General features: G+C 61.7%; 12 protein-coding genes, 1 tRNA gene and 2 pseudogenes. 7 read left to right on the forward strand and 8 right to left on the reverse strand.

The window, feature by feature from the left end; all coding sequences use genetic code 11:
- Positions 1–16: 16 nt before the first annotated feature.
- From V1286_RS33420 to V1286_RS33430, 3 genes and pseudogenes are all read right to left on the reverse strand, one after another.
- Positions 17–1,327 carry a TRAP transporter large permease gene (locus V1286_RS33420; protein WP_334490078.1) on the reverse strand — a complete coding sequence of 437 codons (1,311 nt, stop codon included), beginning with the start codon at positions 1,325–1,327 and terminating at the stop codon, positions 17–19.
- A 70-nt stretch (positions 1,328–1,397) separates the two neighbouring features.
- A pseudogene (locus V1286_RS33425) lies at positions 1,398–1,904 on the reverse strand (TRAP transporter small permease); the annotation flags it as partial.
- Positions 1,905–1,977: 73 nt separating this feature from the next.
- Positions 1,978–2,985: a TRAP transporter substrate-binding protein gene (locus V1286_RS33430; protein ID WP_334487226.1), complete on the reverse strand. Its 1,008-nt coding sequence runs from the start codon at positions 2,983–2,985 to the stop codon at positions 1,978–1,980.
- 153 nt (positions 2,986–3,138) lie between these two features.
- On the opposite strand from V1286_RS33430, the gene V1286_RS33435 reads away from it, so the two are divergent.
- The 3 genes from V1286_RS33435 (at position 3,139) to V1286_RS33445 (ending at position 4,709) form a co-directional block, all read left to right on the forward strand.
- Complete coding sequence (locus tag V1286_RS33435) at positions 3,139–3,885, forward strand: GntR family transcriptional regulator (RefSeq protein ID WP_334487228.1); 747 nt, start codon at positions 3,139–3,141, stop codon at positions 3,883–3,885.
- A gap of 69 nt (positions 3,886–3,954) precedes the next feature.
- Positions 3,955–4,031 (forward strand) — tRNA-Arg (locus tag V1286_RS33440).
- Positions 4,032–4,157: 126 nt separating this feature from the next.
- Positions 4,158–4,709 (forward strand): alpha/beta fold hydrolase, encoded by a 552-nt coding sequence (locus tag V1286_RS33445; RefSeq protein WP_334487231.1) that lies wholly within the window; start codon positions 4,158–4,160, stop codon positions 4,707–4,709.
- A 129-nt stretch (positions 4,710–4,838) separates the two neighbouring features.
- Here V1286_RS33445 and V1286_RS33450 read toward each other — a convergent pair whose 3' ends face one another.
- Both V1286_RS33450 and V1286_RS33455 read right to left on the reverse strand, forming a co-directional pair.
- Positions 4,839–5,363, reverse strand: a complete 525-nt coding sequence (locus V1286_RS33450; protein ID WP_334487234.1) for a hypothetical protein — start codon at positions 5,361–5,363, stop codon at positions 4,839–4,841.
- 49 nt (positions 5,364–5,412) lie between these two features.
- Entirely contained in the window at positions 5,413–5,697 is a 285-nt protein-coding gene (locus tag V1286_RS33455; protein WP_334487236.1) for a GYD domain-containing protein, read from the reverse strand.
- Between the two features lie 267 nt (positions 5,698–5,964).
- On the opposite strand from V1286_RS33455, the gene V1286_RS33460 reads away from it, so the two are divergent.
- The 4 genes from V1286_RS33460 (at position 5,965) to V1286_RS33475 (ending at position 12,207) form a co-directional block, all read left to right on the forward strand.
- Positions 5,965–8,751 (forward strand): UPF0182 family membrane protein, encoded by a 2,787-nt coding sequence (locus V1286_RS33460; protein ID WP_334487239.1) that lies wholly within the window; start codon positions 5,965–5,967, stop codon positions 8,749–8,751.
- A gap of 261 nt (positions 8,752–9,012) precedes the next feature.
- Complete coding sequence (locus V1286_RS33465) at positions 9,013–10,119, forward strand: TRAP transporter substrate-binding protein (RefSeq protein ID WP_334487242.1); 1,107 nt, start codon at positions 9,013–9,015, stop codon at positions 10,117–10,119.
- A 106-nt stretch (positions 10,120–10,225) separates the two neighbouring features.
- Positions 10,226–10,789, forward strand: coding sequence for a TRAP transporter small permease subunit (locus V1286_RS33470; protein ID WP_334487244.1), 564 nt, complete (start codon positions 10,226–10,228; stop codon positions 10,787–10,789).
- Complete coding sequence (locus V1286_RS33475) at positions 10,786–12,207, forward strand: TRAP transporter large permease (RefSeq protein ID WP_334487247.1); 1,422 nt, start codon at positions 10,786–10,788, stop codon at positions 12,205–12,207. The genes V1286_RS33470 and V1286_RS33475 overlap by 4 nt, the downstream gene beginning before the upstream one ends.
- Positions 12,208–12,333: 126 nt before the next feature.
- On the opposite strand, the gene V1286_RS33480 is transcribed toward V1286_RS33475, so the two are convergent.
- The 3 genes and pseudogenes from V1286_RS33480 to V1286_RS33490 form a co-directional block, all read right to left on the reverse strand.
- The gene (locus tag V1286_RS33480) at positions 12,334–12,618 is read right to left on the reverse strand and encodes a GYD domain-containing protein (protein WP_108512575.1); all 285 of its coding nucleotides are present in this window, start codon (positions 12,616–12,618) and stop codon (positions 12,334–12,336) included.
- Positions 12,619–12,752: 134 nt separating this feature from the next.
- On the reverse strand, positions 12,753–13,223 hold the full coding sequence (locus V1286_RS33485) for a methyltransferase family protein (protein WP_334487249.1): 471 nt from the start codon (positions 13,221–13,223) through the stop codon (positions 12,753–12,755).
- Between the two features lie 597 nt (positions 13,224–13,820).
- Positions 13,821–18,654: pseudogene (locus V1286_RS33490) on the reverse strand (NAD-glutamate dehydrogenase).
- Positions 18,655–18,991: the final 337 nt, after the last annotated feature.

The raw sequence follows: 18,991 nt of genomic DNA on the forward strand, positions 1-18,991 counted from the left end.
GCCCGGCAAGCGCGGGCTAGGGACAGATATATCCGGCGCCGTTGGGGTTTTTGAAACAGCCAACCGATTCCGGCAGCAGGTGCCGCGGCAGCCACAGCACGATTTCAGGAAAGAAGATGCAGAACGCGATCGCCGCAAAGAACACGATGTAAATGGGGAACGACGCCAGCATCGCTCGGCCAAAGCGCACCCCGACGAATTTCGATGCCATCAGCAGCGCAAGCCCGTAAGGCGGCGTGATCAGCCCAAATGCCAGCGTGACGATGATGACGACGCCCATGTGCACCGGATTGATATCGGCGTTCTTGGTCAGATCGTCGATGATGGGCATGAAAATGATGATCGCGGGTATCGCATCGATGAAGTCGCCGACCACGACGAACAGGGCGACCAGCAACAGCATGATCAGGAAGGGATCGCCGCCGGCCGCCGACGAAATCCAGCCTGATACCACGGCCGGGCCGCGCAGATATGCCAGCATCCAGCCGAACACCGATGCGGCGCCGATGGTGATGAGCGGAATGGAATAGAGCAGCCCGGTCATCGCCATGTCGCGCGGCAAGTGCCGGTAATGCCGGCGATTGAGCAACGGGATCGCCACGAACACGATATAGGCCACGGCAATGATGCCAGCTTCGGTCGGCGTGAACTGGCCGGTCAGGATGCCGCCCATGATGATGAACGGGATCATCAGCGGCACGGCCGCCGCCTTCGTGGCGTTGGCGAACGCGCCAAACGTGGCGCGCTCGCGCTTGATGCCAACCGGCCCGAAGAAGAAACTGTAGATCATCAGCCCGATGCCCACGAACACGCCGGGCACCACGCCGCCGAGAAACAACCCGCCGATCGACACGTTGCCGGTCGCGCCGTACACTACGGCCATGATGCTGGGCGGAATGAGATTGGCCATCGTCGAGGCCGAGGCGATCAGCGCCGCCGTAAAGGCCAGGTCGTAACCTTCCCGCTTCATTTCCGGCGCCAGCGTTCGCGACAGGATGGCGACGTCGGCGGCGGAGGAGCCTGAGATGCCCGCGAAGAACATGCTGAAGATCGTCACCACCTGCGCCAGACCGCCACGCAAATGCCCGACCATCGTTTGCGACAACCTGATCATGCGGACGGTAACGTTCGCCGAGGTCATGAGATCGCCGACCAGCAGGAAGAACGGCACCGCGAGCAGGGCTTCGGTATCCATCCCGTTGAAGAGCTGCGCCATCATCGAGGCCAGGCTTACCGGCGTGAACGCCGTCACCACCAGCACGGCCGCGATAAGGGCAAAGGCCACCGGCACGCCCATATAACCGAAGAACAGGAAGAGAAATCCCATCAAGAAGATGAGCGCGCCATTGGTCGTCACAGCGCTTTCCTCTTCTCGTCGGTGTGTGCAACGTGCCGGCAAAGCCGTTCTTCCAGCCATTGACCATCTGCTCGATTGTGAAAATGGCGACCAGCAGACCAGACAGCGGAATGGCCGCGTACAAGCTCGACAGCGGCGTCATCGACGGCATGCGTAGGCTCTTGAAGCCGTCCAGGAAGTTCAAGTAGCCGAAATAGATCATGCAAGAGGCGACGCCGAGCACCACCAGCCGGTTGAACAGCTCGAAGAACAGCCGCGTGTTGCCGGTCAGTGATTCCGCCAGCACGGCGAGATAAAGGTGATCGTTGCGCCGCGTCGCCGCGCCGACGCCGATGAAGATGCCATAAATGAAGAATGTCATCGTCGCCTCCTGGAGCCAGAGCCAGGGGTGGCCGATGGTGCGGGTGACGACGTCGCACATCACCAGGACAGAGAATCCGGTGATGGCGATGGCGCAGAGAATCATCAGAACCTGTTCGAGCCAGTCGAGCGCGCGCCATTTCAGGTAGCGCTGCTCCTCCAGCACGAGGCTATTGAATCCGTGCATGATCGATTCTCGAATCCGCGATGAAGAGACAGCGCGGCGGGAAGCCACCGCTCCCGCCGCGAGAGCCCGCTACCTACTGGACGTTACGCACCATGCCGAGGACCTTGACAGCGTTCGGTCCGAGATCGGACGCCAGCTTGTCCTGGATCGGCTTGCTGATGGCCATGAAGCCGCTCTTGTCGACGGTCTTGACGACCTTGACGCCGATCTTCTCGAGCTTTGCCTGCGCTTCATGCTCGAGCTTGAAGGCCGCCGTCGGTTCGTTGCGGCTGACCTCGTCGGCGGCCGCCTGCACCCATTTCTTCTGCTCGTCGCTCAGACTGCTCCATACCTTGTCGCTGACGAACAGAGCGGCATTGTTCGCTTCGTGTTCGGTGAGCGAGAGCACCGGGGCGGGTTCGTAGTGCTTGTTGACAAGATAGTTGTTGATGCCGTTCTCGGCCATGTCGACGACGCCGGTCTGCAGCGAGGTGTAGACTTCACCGAACGGCATGTGCACGACCTGGGCGCCGTAAGCCGGGAAGAGGGTATCTTCGGTCACGGTGGCCTGCACCCGCACCTTGACGCCTTTGAGGTCCGCAACCGCCTGCACCGGCTTCTTGCCGTACATGTGCCGCAGGCCTTGCGAGCCCAGCCCCAGCATGTGCGCGCCCTTCATCTTGGCCGCATATAATTCCTTCATTGCCGCAATGACGGCGGGATCGCCGAGCACCTTGATGGCGTGCGCTTCATCGCGGAAGATGTAGTGAAGCGAGAATACGCCCGATTCCGGCTGCGCGGTCGAGGCGTTGGCGGTCGACAGCATCACAAAATCGATGTCGCCGGTCTGGACCTTTTGCAGGGTCTGCGCCTCGGTGCCGAGCTGGGCACCGGGATACTGATTGATCGAGAGCGTGCCCTTGCTCAGTTCAGTCAGCTTCTTGTTGAACATCTCCGCGCCGATGCCGTAGCCGCTGTTCTTGGGCTGGTCGTAGGCGAACGAGAATTCGCGCTTCTGCGCTGACGCCGACGACGACACCATGGCAATGGCGACGCCCAGCAGAATTCCGCGCGCAAACGGCAGATACCGTGAAACGGACATTGAACTCCTCCCCTGCTTCGCCGCTTTTGCGGACTGATTGTCGCCATCACCCCATAGGGCCCCGGCGTCCGCCCCATTATGACCGAAGCCGACGTGTTAACAAGATAGTATTTTAGATTGTATACTATCTGGGCCGGTGGCAGATTGGCCTTCATGGCGACTGCCAAAACCTCGAAAAAGCTGCCCTCTCGCCGCGACGCTGCGACAGCCGCCGGGATTCCCTCCCCGGCCGAGGCGCAGCGCGAACCAATCGCGCATGTGATCGCCAGGAAGCTCGAGGAAGACGTCGTGCTGGGAAGACGCCATCCACGCGAGCGCCTGGTCGAGCAGGATCTCTGCGCGGCCTTCGACACCCATCGCGGCGACATCCGGCTCGCGCTGTTCGAATTGGAAAAGCGCGGCATCGTCGAGCGCATCCCCAACCGCGGCGCGATCGTGCGCGATCTCAAGCCGCGGGAGGTGAGCGAGATTTATAGCGTGCGCGAGGAACTCGAAGTGATGGCCGTGCGGATTCTGCCGTTCCCGGTGGCGGCCGCCGACATCGTCAAACTCGAGGACGTGCAACGCGAGCACGGCAAGGCCGTCGATGCCGGCGACCTCCTCGCGGTGTTCCACAGCAATGTGCAATTCCACCGTGCCCTGTTCGGGCTATGCGGCAATGGCTGCCTGATCGAGACGATCGAGAATCTGGCGCAAAAGGTCTCCGGCATCCGCTCCTACGCCTACGCCAACCCGGGCGCGCTCAACGACGCCCGCCAGGACCATATGGCGATGATCGAGGCCCTGCGGCACTCGCGCCGCGACGAATTGATCATGCTGACGCGGCGTCACCTCAAACCGGCGGAGCAGGCCTATATCCGCGCCTACCGGCAGCGCTTCGGCGACGGCGCGGGCGCCTGACGCACCCCAAAACGATTCCCGCGGGGCCGTTGCCCCTGCCCGGCCAATCGGCTAAATGAACCCTTAGAAGCACCCGTAGCTCAGCTGGATAGAGCGTTGCCCTCCGAAGGCAAAGGTCACACGTTCGAATCGTGTCGGGTGCGCCATTTCATGCTAACTGCGAACGTCGAGAGCCGCCGATTCCACGCTCGCAGCGGCGATAAGTGTCCGCAGCAGTTCGGTTTTGCGACGCAAAAGGCGGCGCACTAGGCTGCCGTGCAAGGCCTTCGACCATGAAGAAGCAAGTCCTGTTCATTCAAGGCGGAGGCGCAGGGACCTATGATGAATGGGACAACAAGCTCGTCGATAGCTTGAGGCGAGAACTTGGGCCCGGCTACGACGTCCGCTACCCGCGCATGCCGAACGAGGCGAATCCCAGCTACACCATGTGGAAGGCTGCGCTCGCGGAAGAGATCGCCGGCCTCGACGATGGCGCGGTGCTGATAGGCCACTCGCTTGGCGGAACTATTCTGATAAACGCACTCGCGGAGGCGCCGCCGAATCGGAAGCTTGCTGGCGTATTCCTCATCGCAGCGCCCTTTGTTGGCGCTGGCGGCTGGCCGAGTGAGGACATCAAGCCAACGGCCGAACTCGGCGGGCGACTGCCTCTAAGGACGCCGATCTATCTTTATCACGGCAGCAAGGACGACATTGCGCCGTTTGCGCATGTCGATCTTTACGAGGGGGCGATACTTGGCGCGATCGTGCATCGGCTCCGCGGCCGCAATCATCAGCTCAACGACGACTTGGCCGAGGTCGCCGCTGGTGTCCGCGCTTTGATGTGAGGCGGGCCTGCCCAGCCGAAGCCTGCGCCGCCGTGGCCCACTTTGGTCCGGGATTTGGCCTGCGGAAATTTGCGGCTCCTCCCTTACCCAGTTCGCAGAACGGCAAGTCTTCAAGTCCGGTCAAGTCTTTCAACGGCGCTCGTCGCGGGGTTGTTCTCCCGGGCCATGCTCCCGAGCAATCAGATCCTCGAGCCATATCGACTCGTTCCCCTCGGCGGGGACGCGCGTCGACTGCAATTGTCTCGTCCAGTTGCAGGCTTGCGGGTGATAAAAGACTTCGCGACCGCCCTTCGCCAGGATCGCGAAAAAAACATAGCGCTGTCCAGGTTGAAAGAAGAATTCGCAGTCCAGCGTTGCGTAGACGTCCATCAGCTTGATGGTGCGCGCGAGCCTTTCATGGCCTTTCCACACGCGGTCGACCTCAATGAGCCATGCATGGTTTTCTGACTGGACGACCTTGCCGGTAAACACATACTGGGCGCGGTCGAAGCCAGCCTCGGGAGAGATCGGATCGCAGCGACATGCGTGTGCAGCGCCAGCGCCCCACACCCAGCAGAGCGCCAATACAAGGAGCCTCTCCAGCTTCTTCATTCTTCCCACTTCGCCGGTTCCGCGCTCCGTGCTATTCGCGCCTGAGAAGAACACCTCGCGCATGCGAGTGGCACAGGTGGTTGGCAGGAAAGCTGTGGCCACTACCCGGCGCTTAGCTCGCTGCGTCCTTGATCGCGGTTTCGAAAGTCTTTGCGTCGAAAGCTGGCATACTCTGGATCCGCCCCAGACCCTGGGTCGCGTACCAGACGGAGAACGCGAGCATCGCCGCCTCATTCGGCGCATCGACGATGTCGACGAAATCGTAGTAGCCCTGCGTGTAGTGGATCGACTCGATCTTGATGCCCAGCTTGTCGAGCTTTGCCTTGGCCTTGCCGGTTCGGTCCGATTGCTTGCCTGCCCACTCCGGGCTCAGATTACCAAGCAGCACATATTTCATGGCTACCTCCACGTGATGTTGGGTCATAAATGCGCGAAGGACCCCACGATTATACGCCTTCCGCGGACCCGTGCCATGCCGTTGTGCGTAGCGGGAGCGGCAAGATATGGGTTCCCCGGCCTATCTCGGCCGACAAGCCCTACAGCAACTCGCGCGCGGTAGCGACGATAGACGCCCCCGAACTTGCGCTCGAGATAGGCTTCCTCGGGTACAATCCCGACCACGAATCAAGCGGCCGGCGCCCCTCATTTCCGCTATAATAGAACCATGACGATCGGGATTACCGGACCCGAACGGAAGGTACCAAGGCAAAGCGCCGTGGTGGGGCTGATTATTGCGGCCGTCTTCGCCGGGATTTGCCTGATCCTGCTCTGGCTCACGAGCGACTTCCTGGTTGACTGGCTGTGGTTTTCCGCGATCGGCTATCCGGAGGTTTTTTGGACGACGATCGGCGCCAAAGCCGTCGTCCTTGTTGCAGTCTGGACCGGAACTGCGGTCGTCCTTTGGTTGAACGGATGGCTCGCGGTGCGCTTTGCCCGACGGCAGCCGCAGCAATCTGTTGCGGCCTTCGTGTGGAATCTTGCGGGCAATGCGCCGCCGCCCGACCTGTTCGCGGTCGTGCGCGATCGGCTGCCGTGGTCCCGGGTTATCGCGGGCGGCGCAGGTTTGCTCGCTCTGCTGGTTGCCGCGGCAGAAGTGGCCAATTGGAGCGCCATCCTGCAGTTTTTCTATCACGTTCCCTACGGCGCCAACGATCCGCTCTTCAACAAGGACATCAGTTTCTATCTCTTCGTACTGCCGGTCTATATCCTCATCAAAAACTGGATGCTGCTCACACTCGTTCTGAGCGCGCTTTTCGCCGCGGCGATCTACTGGGTGCACGGCGAGATCGAATACGACGTGCAGCGCCGATCAATGTCGCCGACAGTGATTGCTCACGGCTCGGTGTTGCTTGCTCTCCTCCTGGTCGTGAAGGCCTGGTCGTACGTTCTCGACCGTTATCTGCTGCTGTATGGCGACAACGGCGTCGTCGTCGGCGCCAGTTACACTGATGTGCATGTGGGGCTGCCGGGCCTGTGGCTAATGATCGGGCTGTCGATCATCGCGGCGGTTGCTGTGTTGGCAAACCTCCGGGTCAGGACCTACCGGCTTCCTGCCGCCGCGGTCATGCTTGTCGTCATCGGCTCTTTAGTGCTGTCAGGCATAGCTCCCGTGCTATTCCGGCAGTTCTTCGTCAAACCAAGCGAGTTGGAGCTGGAGAAGCCCTACATTGAACGCAACATCGCGCTCACCCGGCAGGCATACAATCTCGATCAGATCGCAGCCAAGCCGTTTGCTGCCGAACAGAAGCTTACCTTCAAGACGCTCGACGCCAACAAGGCGACAATCGAGAATATCAGGCTGTGGGACTGGCAGCCCTTGTCGGACACCTACGCGCAGCTGCAGGAGATCCGCACCTACTACAAATTCCATCATCTTGACGTCGACCGCTATTGGCTCGACGGCTCCTACCAAAGCGTAATGATCTCGGCCCGCGAACTGCGGCCCTCCTTGCTGCCGCCGAATGCCCAGACCTGGGTCAACCGCCACGTGCTGTTTACTCACGGCACCGGCGCGGTGATGAGCCCGGTCACTCGCAAGAGCAGCGAAGGGCTGCCATTCTTTTATTTGCGCGACATACCCCCTGTTGCGGACGGAGGCCCCCAGATCCGCGAACCGCGCATCTACTACGGCGAAGAGCACGACAGTTACGTCATCGTCAAAGGGAGCACGCCTGAGTTCGACTATCCAAAGGGAAAGGACAATGTCTACGCGGCCTATGACGGCACCGGTGGCGTTCCGATCGGATCGATGGTGTGGAGAGGCCTGTTTGCTTATTACTTCAACGACCCGAACCTGGTGCTCTCCAGCTACATTACCGCCGACAGCCGGATCATGATCCGCCGCAATATCCAGCAACGGGTACAAACGATCGCTCCCTTCCTCAGGCTCGATCACGATCCTTATCTGGTCATCAGCGATGGGCGGATGTTCTGGATGCAGGACGCCTATACGGTGAGTTCCTATTTCCCCTATGCACAGCCTGCGCAAGAGGTGCACCTCAACTACATTCGCAATTCAGTGAAGGTCATCGTCGATGCCTATAACGGAACCGTCGACTTTTATCTGATGGACACCCGTGACCCGGTCGCCGCGACCTTCCAGCGCATCTTTCCGAGCTTGTTCAAGCCATTCGCGGCGATGCCGCCAGACTTGCAGAAGCACATTCGCTATCCGGAGGACCTGTTCCTGATTCAGGCGCGGCTCTATCAGACCTACCACATGGAGGCGGCCGACGTTTTCTATAACCGCGAGGATCTCTGGCAGTTCCCGCGCCAGCCGGGCGGCGGCGGCATAGCAACGATGGCGCCTTATTACATCATCATGCGGCTGCCCGGCGAGCCGCAGGCCGAGTTCTTCCTTATGCTTCCGATGGTGCCTAGCCGCCGCGACAACATGATCGCGTGGCTCGCCGCGCGCTGCGACGCGCCCGACTACGGCAAACTGATCGTCTACGAGTTTCCCAAGGAGAAGCTCGTCTATGGACCATTCCAGATCGAAGCGCGGATCAATCAGAGTACCGAGATATCGCAACAAATCACGCTGTGGAATCAGATGGGCTCGCGGGTGATACGCGGCGCGAACTTGCTTGTGATCCCGATCGAGAATTCGATCCTCTATGTAACGCCGCTCTATCTGCGGGCGGAGCACGGACACCTGCCGGAGCTGAAACGCGTGATCGCGGCCTACGGCGAACATGTGGTGATGAAGGAGACGCTCGCCGAGGCCTTGTCAGCGCTGTTCATGGAGCCCGGCGCTACGCCGGGAGTTTCAACTACGACAGAGGAGAGGCCCGCCACAGGCCCGGCGGCAAGTCAGGCACGGGAGGCGCTTGATCGCTACAATCAAGCAGTGGAGCGATTGAAGTCCGGAGATTGGAAGGGCTTCGGCACGCAGTTCGATGCGATGCGCGAGCTTCTGGAGGAAATGAACCGACGCCCCACCGGCCCCTAGGGCCCCGAACCTTCAGTCCAGCTCGGCCTCCGACCCGGAAATTGCGAACGCGGGTGCGGCACCGCGGTGCAACAAGCAGCGGTAAGTCCGTCGGCGCGACCGCGCGCAAAGGCGCGCCACGCTGCTGCGGCCACAAAGCAAGATGACAACTTGACGCTACAGTGGCAGACTTGATTTCAAGCCAGGCGCGGCACGAAAAGCAAGAAAATAAGAACGAAGCGGACGCGCCAAGGCCACGTCGTCAAAGGGAGGAGATGGCTCATGAAACGCTTGTTTCTGGGATCGATCGCCGCTGCCCTGATGGCATCGGCGTTTGTTGGATCTACCACCGCAGTCATGGCGCAGACGAAGACGCTGAAGATGCAGGCCACGTGGCCAGCGTCGCTCACACTTTATGATAACTTCACCTACTTCGCCGAGCGGGTGAACAAGCTATCGGCCGGTACCTTGAAGATCGAAACGATGCCCGCCGGCCAGGTCGTGCCGGCCTTCGAGGTACTGGACGCGACCCACAAGAAGGTGCTCGACGGATCGCATGCGTGGGCCGGCTACTGGACCGGCAAGAACAAGACCGCGATTCTGTTCACCGGCGGTCCCGGCGGCACCTTCGGCATGGACTACATGGACGTGATGGGCTGGTTCTATCACGGCGGCGGCCTCGATCTTTACAACGAGTTCTATCAGAAAGAGCTCAAGCTCAACGTCGTCGTGTTCCCCATCCTGCCTGCAGGGCCGCAGGCGTTCGGCTGGTTCAAGAAGCCGATCCAGACAGTCGAGGACATGAAGGGCATGAAATGCCGCCAGACCGGCATGGCCGGCGAAGTCTGGCAGGCGCTCGGCTTCACAGTGGTCAACATGCCGGGCGGCGAGATCATTCCCTCCGCACAGCGCGGCGTGATCGACTGCGCGGAATGGGTCGGCGGCATCGAGGACATGCAGCTCGGCTTCCACAACGTCTGGAAGTACCACTATTCACCCGGCTTGCATGAGAACGTGACAGTCGGCGAAATCGTGATCAACGGCGATGTGTGGAAGGAGCTCAGCCCGCAGCACCAGGAGATCATCAAGTCGGCGGCCAACGAGACATTCCTCGTCTGGTGGACCAAGTGGCAGCGCCAGAATGCCGACGCGCTGATTGAGATGCAGCAGAAGCACGGCGTACAGATCCTGCGCACGCCGACCGAGATCCTGCTGACCTTCATCAAGAAGTGGGACGAGATCGCGGCGGCCGAGGGCGCCAAGAACCCGTTCTTCAAGAAGGTGCACGACTCGCAGAAGGCCTATGCCAGCGCTGTGGTGCCGTACAAGCGGTCCTATTTCCCGCCATACTCATTCATGGCGAACTACTACTTCCCGGTCGAGAAATAGGGCCTCGTCCGAGGGCGGCCGGTTCGGCCGCCCTCCATTCACGCGCAGCCCCGCCTGCGTCGCGCCGCAAGGCGCGCCGCACGAACGGTCGGCGGTAGGGTGAGGGATGGCTGAGACAACAGACAGGCAGTCGCCGGCGCTACTGGCCATGATCCGGATCATCGACGGCTTCACGGATCGGACCGGCACGATCATCTCGTGGCTGTCGGTGCCGCTTGTTCTGGCGGTCGCCTACGAGGTTGGAGCGCGCTACCTGTTCAACGCGCCGACCATATGGGCCTACGACGCAACCTACATGCTCTACGGCTCGCTGTTCATGCTCGGCGCGGCTTACGCGCTGCACAAGGGCGCTCACATCCGCACCGACTTTTTCTGGGAGAAGTTCTCCATCCGCAGGAAGGGCCTGATCGACACGATCTCCTACATTGTCTTCTTCTTCCCGAGCCTGATCATGCTGCTGCTGATCAGCTGGAACGAGTTTCACTACTCCTGGCAGATCAACGAGATGTCGGACCAGACGCCGTGGCGGCCGGTGCTGTGGCCGTTCAAGTTCGTCGTGCCGCTCGCCTGCCTCTTGCTGCTGATTCAGGGCGTGTCCGAGTTGATCAAGAGCATCTACATGGTGCGCACCGGCGTCGAGCTCGAGCACAAGGAGAAGGTCGAGATATGACCGCAGAAGCGCTCATCGGCGTCATCATGCTCCTGGTGCTGCTCGGAGCGATCTTCATCGGTGTGCCGATCTCGTTCACGCTGCTGTTTCTCGCCTTTGCGTTCGGTTACATGGGCATGGGCGCGACGGTCTTCGACCTTGCCTACTTCCAGACCATCGGCCTGATGAAGGAAGAACTGCTGGCCGCCGTGCCGCTGTTCATCTTCATGGGCTTCATCACCGAGCAGGCGGGGCTCATGGAGCGCCTTTTCACGGCGTTCCGCATGCTGCTGGCACCGGTGCGCGGCGCACTCTTCCTCGTCGTGATCCTGACCTCGACCGTATTCGCGATGGCGACGGGCATCGTTGGAGCAGCCGTCACCGTTCTTGGCATCATGGCCTCGCCAATCATGACGAAGGCGGGTTATGACGCCAAGCTTTCAGCGGGCACCATCACTGCGGGCGGCACGCTCGGCATTCTCATTCCCCCGTCGGTGATGCTGATCGTGATGGGGCCGGTGCTCGGGGTGTCGGTGGCCGATCTCTATGCTGCAGCCTTCGGGCCGGGCTTCCTGCTGGCCAGCCTGTACATCGCCTATCTGATGGGCCGCGCCTTCATGAACCCCAAACTCGGGCCGCCGGTGCCAATGGACGAGCGGATCTACTCGGCGGGGTACATTGCGCGCGAGGTGATCGTTGGCACGCTGCCCCTGCTCGGGCTCATCACGGCGACGCTCGGCTCGATCATCGGGGGGCTTGCGACGCCGACGGAGGCCGCCGGCATCGGCAGCGTCGGCGCGCTGATCCTGTCCATCGCCTATGGCAGATTCTCGCTCGGCGGACTGCAACGTGCGCTGATCTCGACGATGGCGACGTCGAGCATGGTCCTGCTGCTGGCGGTCACGTCGAACATTTTCGGGGCGGTGTTCGCCCGCCTCGGCTCGGCGAACTGGATCACCGAGACGATGCTCGGCCTCCAGTTGCCGCCCAGCCTTATGCTGATTGTCGTGCTGTTCCTCATTTTCCTGCTGGGTTGGCCGTTCGAGTGGCCGGCCATCATCCTGGTGTTCCTGCCGATCTTCTATCCCGTCGTGAAGGGCATGGGCATCGACCTCATATGGTTCGGAGCATTGGTTGCGGTGGTGCTGCAGACCGCCTTCCTGTCGCCGCCGGTCGCCATGTCGGCGTACTATCTCAAGCAGGTGGTCAAGGGCTGGAGTCTCGCGACGATTTACGCCGGTATGTTCCAGTTCATGATCCTGCAGGTGATCTGCGTTGGGCTGATGATCGCCTTCCCCGGCATTGCGACCTGGTTCCCGCATACGCTGCACGAGGCATCGCGCAGCCAGGTGATCCCCGAGGCGCACAGGAAAATCCTGGAACAGCAGAAGCTGGCACCGTCCCTGGAAGACGACTGGTTGACACCAAAAAAGAAGTAGCCGGGCGTCGGCCGATTGAGTCGGCTCCTCCGGTTTCGCGCTGCTCGCGCTTGAGAGGTATGCCGCACCTCGCGCATGCGAGTGGCACAGGTGGTTGGCAGGAAAGCTGTGGCCACCAGCCGGCGCTTAGCTCGCTGCGTCCTTGATCGCGGTTTCGAAGGTCTTTGCGTCGAAGGCCGGCATACTCTGGATCCGCCCCAGGCCCTGGGTCGCGTACCAGACGGAGAATGCGAGCATCGCCGCCTCATTCGGCGCATCGACGATGTCGACGAAATCGTAGTAGCCCTGCGTGTAGTGGATCGACTCGATCTTGATGCCCAGCTTGTCGAGTTTTGCCTTGGCCTTGCTGGTCCGATCCGATTGCTTGCTTGCCCACTCCGGGCTCAGATTACCAAGCAGCACATATTTCATGGCTACCTCCATGTCATGTTGATCATGCGCGAAGGACCAAACGATTATACGCCTTCCGCGGACCCGTGCCATGCCGTTGTGCGTAGCGGGAGCGGCAAGATATGGGTTCCCCGGCCTATCTCGGCCGACAAGCCCTACAGCCAGCGCCGTACTCGCGCGCGGTAGCGGCGATAGACGTCCCCGAACTTGCGCTCGAGATAGGCTTCCTCGCGGGCGATCACACCGTAGCGGATGACAAGCGCGAAGGGCACCAGCGTCATCAGCAGCCAGAGGCCGTTGAAGGCAATGGCCAAGCCGATGAGCCCCAACACCATGCCGAGATAGATGGGGTTGCGCGTGAAGCGGTAGGGGCCGGCCTCCACGATGGTCGTGGTCGGCAGGTTGGTGGGCACGTTCGAGCCGGCCCGGGTCATGGTAAAGATCGCCCACGCGAACAGCGCCAGCGCAAGGACAAACACTATTGCGCCGAGCCAGCCTGCAGATATCGCGGCCGGCAAGAACGGCAAGGGCATGAGCCAGTTGAGCGCGAGCCCGGCCAACACCGCGAGCGCCCACGCGATCGGCGGCCGGACAATGACGCCAGCGGTATCTGTCGTGTCAGCCATGGCGGGACCGGTGAGCCTGCGCTCCTTTTGATGTGGCCAGCTGAAGACCGTTTGCAAACGTAGCGCAAGATCGCAGGCAGTCCGACATTTCCCGGTTGGATCCCGGCGCCCTTGTGGAAGCAGGATGCCTCAGCGCTGATATCGGCTCCCGCTCGGGATTCTTGCCGCAACGTCAGGTCGGTTTTTCTCGAGCCAGGCCAGAGCCTCCGGACCTTCGACGATGCACTCGAACGTTTCCCAGGTTGGGTCCTCGAGGGATTCCGGTTGAAGCCGCTCTGCCGCGTACGCAACGAGTTCGTGCAGGCCTTCGTATCCTCGTCGGCCCTCAAGGGATTCCGCAACCGCCGTGCTGGCCCACCCTCGCTGGGCCAAATCGATAATGCTCGTAGCTTCAGCCTCGCTGAACCAGGGCGAGGCATCGAACTCGAAACAGAGGACATTATCGGCCGTATGGCAAGTAGCGTGGATCATTGGGTTTCCGTACCGACGCGAACCGTGCTGAGACGAGCCTTGAGCCGAACAATCTCGTCCCCGGCCCTTCATTACAACCTTGCCCGACATCGCACTCCAGAGTGCCATTTCGTTGTCGCATAGCCATCAGTTCTTGACCAAATCCCCCAGCAAGTTTGCCGCCACCGTCAGCTTGGCAAGCGTGAGGCCACTGGCGGCGATCTCCTCGACAGAGCGTCGGATACGGGTCGCCTCAGGATGGGCCGCGAGCCAGTTTCCGGCCGCTTGCTGGCCGGAATCGCCGTTTGCCAGCATGCTGGCGACCAGTCTTCTTTCCGCGGCCGCGATCTGGTCAATGGCCCGATCGATGGCGAGACGTTCGAAATTATCGTTCGCCGGAACGCTGCGTGCGCCGGCGATGATGCGATCGAGGCGGAAATTGGCCTCGGCGGCAAAGAACGTCGTCTCGGTGTCACTGATGGCCCGGTTGGTACGCTCCGCAACGAGCACGATATCCGGTGCCGAGACCAGGGCGTCGAGATCGGCGAGTTCGCCGGCAAGGTCGGCCGGGACGCCGGCATCGATCAGGTCCTGCCGCCGCCTGCTGCGCCCGGCCTGCAAGTCCTCCGGCAGGGTCCTGTCGAGTCCGGCGGCGATCTGCCGGATACCGGGGCCGAAGCGCGCAATGACCGAGTCCAGGCCGACCGTTAAATCGACATTGCGCACATACCAGACCATGCGGGAGAGCAGCAGATCCTGAATCGCTGCGTAGAGACTAAGCTGCAACTGCCCGTCGATGCGGGTGTCTAATCCATCGATCGCATCGTGGAGCCGCTTGAGGCCGTAGGATTCATCCACCGCCACGAGGGCCGTGACGATGGTAGGCACGTCGGCTCCCGTCTCGTCGATCAGGCGCACGACGCAAGCCGGGCCGCAGCGATTGATCACGGCATTGGCGAGATTGGTCGAGATGATCTCCCGTCGAAGGCGATGGGCTTGCACCGAATCGGGAAATTTGTCCTGAACTTCGCGCGGGAAATATTGGGACAATTCGCGGGCGAGATAGGGATCGTCCGGCACTGCGCTGACGAGCAGGTCATCGTAAAGCGTCAGCTTGGCGTAGGCGAGCAAAACGGCAAGTTCCGGCCGTGTCAGGGCTTGGCCGCGGCGGGCACGTTCGGCGATAGCCGCGTCGTCCGGCAGGAACTCCACGGCGCGGCTTAAAAGGCCGCGCTGCTCGAGAGACTGCATCAGGCGGGAGAGGAAGCCGGTCTCGGCCACCCCCTTGCGTTCGGCGAGCGAAAGCGCAAGCGTCTGCTCATAATTGTTGCGCAACACCAGCGCGCCTACCTCGTCGGTCATCGCGGCAAGCAGGCTGTTGCGGTCGTCAGGACTGAGGCGTCCTTCGCGCTCGGGGCGCGCCAGCGCAATCTTGATATTGACCTCGACGTCGGAGGTGTTCACTCCGGCCGAATTGTCGATGGCATCGGTGTTGAGCTTGATGCCGTGCTGCGCCGCTTCGATGCGCCCCCGCTGGGTCACGCCGAGATTGGCGCCTTCGCCGATCACCCGGGCGCGGATATCAGCGCCGGTGACACGGATCGGATCGTTGGCGCGATCGCCAACCTGATCGTCACTTTCCCCCGACGCACGGATCAAGGTGCCGATGCCGCCAAACCAGAGCAGGTCGACGCGTGCCTTGAGGATCCGCCGTCATTACCTCGAAAGGCGTTGCTTGCGGCTTGTCGAGATCAAGCAAGACGCGCACTTCCGGCGCGAGTGGGATTGCCTTGAGCGAGCGAGGGAATACGCCGCCGCCTTGCGAGATCAGCGACTTGTTGTAGTCCTGCCAGCTCGATCGCGGCAGGCCGAACAAGCGTAAGCGCTCGGCATGGCTGATCGCGGGGTCGGGCGAAGGATCGATGAAAATGTCGCGGTGATCAAAAGCTGCGACGAGCCTCGTCGTCGGCGAAAGCAGCATGCCGTTGCCGAAGACGTCGCCGGACATGTCGCCGACACCGGCGACGGTGAAGGGCATGGTCTGGATATCGGTGCCGAGTTCGCGGAAGTGGCGCTTGACCGCTTCCCAGGCACCGCGCGCGGTGATGCCCATCTTCTTGTGGTCATAGCCCTGGCTGCCGCCGGAGGCGAAGGCATCGCCGAGCCAATGGCCCTTCTCGGCCGAGATACCGTTGGCGATGTCGGAGAAGGTGGCGGTGCCCTTGTCGGCGGCTACCACGAGATAGGGGTCGTCGCCGTCATGCCGCACGGTGCTATCAGGCGGCACAATGGTGTCGCCGTCGAGATTGTCGGTGAGCTCGAGCAGCGAGCGAACGAAGATGCGATAGGCTTCGGTGCCCTCGGCCATCCAGGCGTCGCGATTGGAGGGCGGCGGCAGGCGCTTTGGCACAAAGCCGCCTTTGGCGCCGACAGGTACGATCACGGCGTTCTTGACCTGTTGCGCCTTGACCAGGCCGAGGATCTCGGTGCGGAAATCCTGCGGCCGGTCGGACCAGCGCAGCCCGCCACGCGCGACCTTGCCGAAGCGCAGATGGATACCTTCGACACGGGGCGAATAGACGAAGATCTCGTAGAGCGGCCGCGGAGCCGGCAGATTCTCGATCTTGCGCGCGTCGAACTTGAACGAAATGACCGAACGCGGATGTCCGTCCTCGCCGATCTGCCACAGGTTGGTTCGGATGGTTGCCTGCACCAGATTGGTGAAGCGGCGCAGGATGCGGTCTTCATCGAGCGAGGCGACCGATTTGAGCTGCTCCTCGATCTCGGTGAGGAGGGTCGTCTCACGCGACGAACGCTCGGCATCCGTGATGGCGGGGCGCGGATCGAGGCGGGCTTGAAACAGGGCGACCATGTTGGCGGTGATCGCGGCGTTCTTGCGCAAGGTCTCCCACATGTAGTCCTGGCTGAACGGAGCGCGGATCTGGTGCAGGTAGCGGGACAGCGCTCGGATCGCCGAAACTTCGCGCCAGCTCAGGGCCGTGCGCAGGATGAGGGCGTTGTATCCGTCGGACTCGGCGCGATCGCGGACCACCGCCATGATCGAGGCTTCCAGGCGATGGTTGAATTCAGGGTTGATCTCGATCGGCTGGCCGTCGGCGGTCTCGATCGTCATATCGTGCAGCCATACCGGCGCCGGCACCGGCGTGGCGCGGGGCGCGATCTGATAGGTGCGTTCGTTGATCACGCGCATGCCGTGATTTTCGATTACCGGCACGCGATAGGACAGCGACAGGGGCGCGCCATGCGAGAATACCTTCAGGCCGAAGCGCTTTGGATCGTCGTCGCGCGCGGAGCGGTGAACCGAAATCATCACCGGACGAGCGGGCGTGATCTTCTCGATAGTGGCGATATCGGTGATCGCCTGCGATGCATCGAAAACTTCGGTATAGCCCCCAGTAAAAGCCTGGGCGTAACGGTTGGCAAGCATGCGCGCGCGCATGCCATCGGTGGACCCGGCCAGCGCGGCCTTCAGCTTGTCGCCCCAGGTCGCGGCGATGGCGCTGATCCCGGCTTCCAGCGTGGCGCGCTCGACGACGGGCGTCTCACCTTCATAACGTCCGATGATGTAGTGAACGCGCGCAAGCGCTCCTTCGGGGAAGGACACATAAGAGGCGGAAAGGCTTCCCTTGTAGATCTGCGCCAGGAAGGCAGCGACGCGCATGCGCACGTCGGTGTCGTATTTCTCGCGCGGAATGAAGACGAGGATGGAGACGAAGCGATCGAACTTGTCAGCCCGGGCCAGCGCCCGCAAGCGGGGGCGCTCGTAGAGGATCAGAACCTCCATGACGAAATTGTAGAGAGTCTCGACATCGACCTGGACGATCTCGTCACGCGGATAATCTTCGAGAATGTGCAGGAGCGCCTTCCCCGAATGGCTGTTCGGATCGAAGCCGGCGCGCTGGAGCACCAGCTCTACCTTGCGGCGGACATAGGGGATTTGCCGCACCGAGCGAGTATAGGCGCCCGAGGTGAACAGACCGACGAGACGCAGTTCGCCCTCCAGCCTGCCGTCGGACGAATAGAGTTTGATGCCGACATAATCCATCCGTACGCGGCGATGAACGCGGCTGCTCACATTGGCCTTGATGACGATGAGGACGGTCGGCTCGCGCATGAACTCGCGAATTTCCGGCGTCATCACCACCATTTCGGTGCCGCGGCGCAAGACCTTCACATCGGGATCGCGCAGGATACCAAGGCCTTCGCCGGTCGAGATGTCGTCCAGCGCATCGCTGTTTGGCGAGAAGCGATATTCGCGCAGGCCCAGAAAGGTGAAGTTGTCGGCGCACAGCCATTGCAGGAACTGGCCGGCTTCGGCGACATCGTCGATCGGCAGTGGCGGCGGATTGGAGGCGAGCGTCTTGATCGCTTCCTCGACGCGGGCACGCATGGCGCGCCAATCGGTGACGCAGGCGCGTACGTCGCTGAGCGTCCTGGTAAGGCCGTCGATCAGCCTCTCGCGGTCGGCACCGGAGTCGAGACGGGCGATGTGGAAATGGATCAGGCTTTCGCGCTCGCCCTTTGCCCCCGCTGGCAGCGTTTCGCCGTAGAAGCGCAGGAGCTTGCCTTGCCCGTCGCGCTCCACGGCGATGATCGGGTGAGCGACCAGCGTGACGTCGATGCCCTGCTCGGCGAGTTCCGCCATGATCGAATCGAACAGGAAGGGCATATTGTCGTTGAGAACTTCGAGCACGGAAATCTCGCGCCCGTCAGGCATGGTCGGATTGATCACGCGGATATCGGCACTGCCGGCCGTACGCTGCTGCACATGTTCCCAGGCCTGTTCCGCCAGGAAGGCCAAGGACGGGGCGTCGTAGCTGGCAAGATCCTCGAGGTTCGTGTGGCCGAACAAGAGCTCGGCAAAGGCCCGGGAGGTCTTGCCCGGCCGCACGCTTCCCGCCGCCTCGCGGATCAGTGTTGCCCGGGCCTTGTCGTCACGTCGCGCCATAACGTCCTCCATTTCCCGCGCCGTCTGACCGCAGTCACGAACGTCCGCTTGATTTTGGAGTGCATCTCTACGAGCGCCATTGTCTTGACCGGCGTCGATCGCGAAAGCGAAATCCTCGGTTTCGGAGCTTCGGTAGCGCCTGATGACAATACCATGCCAGGGCGACCAAGGCGCGAGCTGTCGTGAGGCATGCCAAAAAATTCCCCACGGTGGAGAGTAACGCCAAAATCGGTGCCGACGACCGCCGAACCGTCAACTATCTGACAAAATCACAAGCAATTTCAATTGTGTAGGGGTTCGCTTTTTGGTTCTGAATGGCGCGCCACTTCGGTGCAGAACTGGGCACACT

The organism is Bradyrhizobium algeriense (genome assembly GCF_036924595.1).
Lineage (GTDB): Bacteria > Pseudomonadota > Alphaproteobacteria > Rhizobiales > Xanthobacteraceae > Bradyrhizobium > Bradyrhizobium algeriense.

Excerpts from the sequence above, each read along its gene's own strand:
- V1286_RS33420 (WP_334490078.1), bottom strand. The coding sequence starts at position 1,327 with ATGGGATTTCTCTTCCTGTTCTTCGGTTATATGGGCGTGCCGGTGGCC.
- V1286_RS33430 (WP_334487226.1), bottom strand. The coding sequence starts at position 2,985 with ATGTCCGTTTCACGGTATCTGCCGTTTGCGCGCGGAATTCTGCTGGGC.
- V1286_RS33435 (WP_334487228.1), top strand. The coding sequence starts at position 3,139 with ATGGCGACTGCCAAAACCTCGAAAAAGCTGCCCTCTCGCCGCGACGCT.
- V1286_RS33445 (WP_334487231.1), top strand. The coding sequence starts at position 4,158 with ATGAAGAAGCAAGTCCTGTTCATTCAAGGCGGAGGCGCAGGGACCTAT.
- V1286_RS33450 (WP_334487234.1), bottom strand. The coding sequence starts at position 5,363 with ATGCGCGAGGTGTTCTTCTCAGGCGCGAATAGCACGGAGCGCGGAACC.
- V1286_RS33455 (WP_334487236.1), bottom strand. The coding sequence starts at position 5,697 with ATGAAATATGTGCTGCTTGGTAATCTGAGCCCGGAGTGGGCAGGCAAG.
- V1286_RS33460 (WP_334487239.1), top strand. The coding sequence starts at position 5,965 with ATGACGATCGGGATTACCGGACCCGAACGGAAGGTACCAAGGCAAAGC.
- V1286_RS33465 (WP_334487242.1), top strand. The coding sequence starts at position 9,013 with ATGAAACGCTTGTTTCTGGGATCGATCGCCGCTGCCCTGATGGCATCG.
- V1286_RS33470 (WP_334487244.1), top strand. The coding sequence starts at position 10,226 with ATGGCTGAGACAACAGACAGGCAGTCGCCGGCGCTACTGGCCATGATC.
- V1286_RS33475 (WP_334487247.1), top strand. The coding sequence starts at position 10,786 with ATGACCGCAGAAGCGCTCATCGGCGTCATCATGCTCCTGGTGCTGCTC.
- V1286_RS33480 (WP_108512575.1), bottom strand. The coding sequence starts at position 12,618 with ATGAAATATGTGCTGCTTGGTAATCTGAGCCCGGAGTGGGCAAGCAAG.
- V1286_RS33485 (WP_334487249.1), bottom strand. The coding sequence starts at position 13,223 with ATGGCTGACACGACAGATACCGCTGGCGTCATTGTCCGGCCGCCGATC.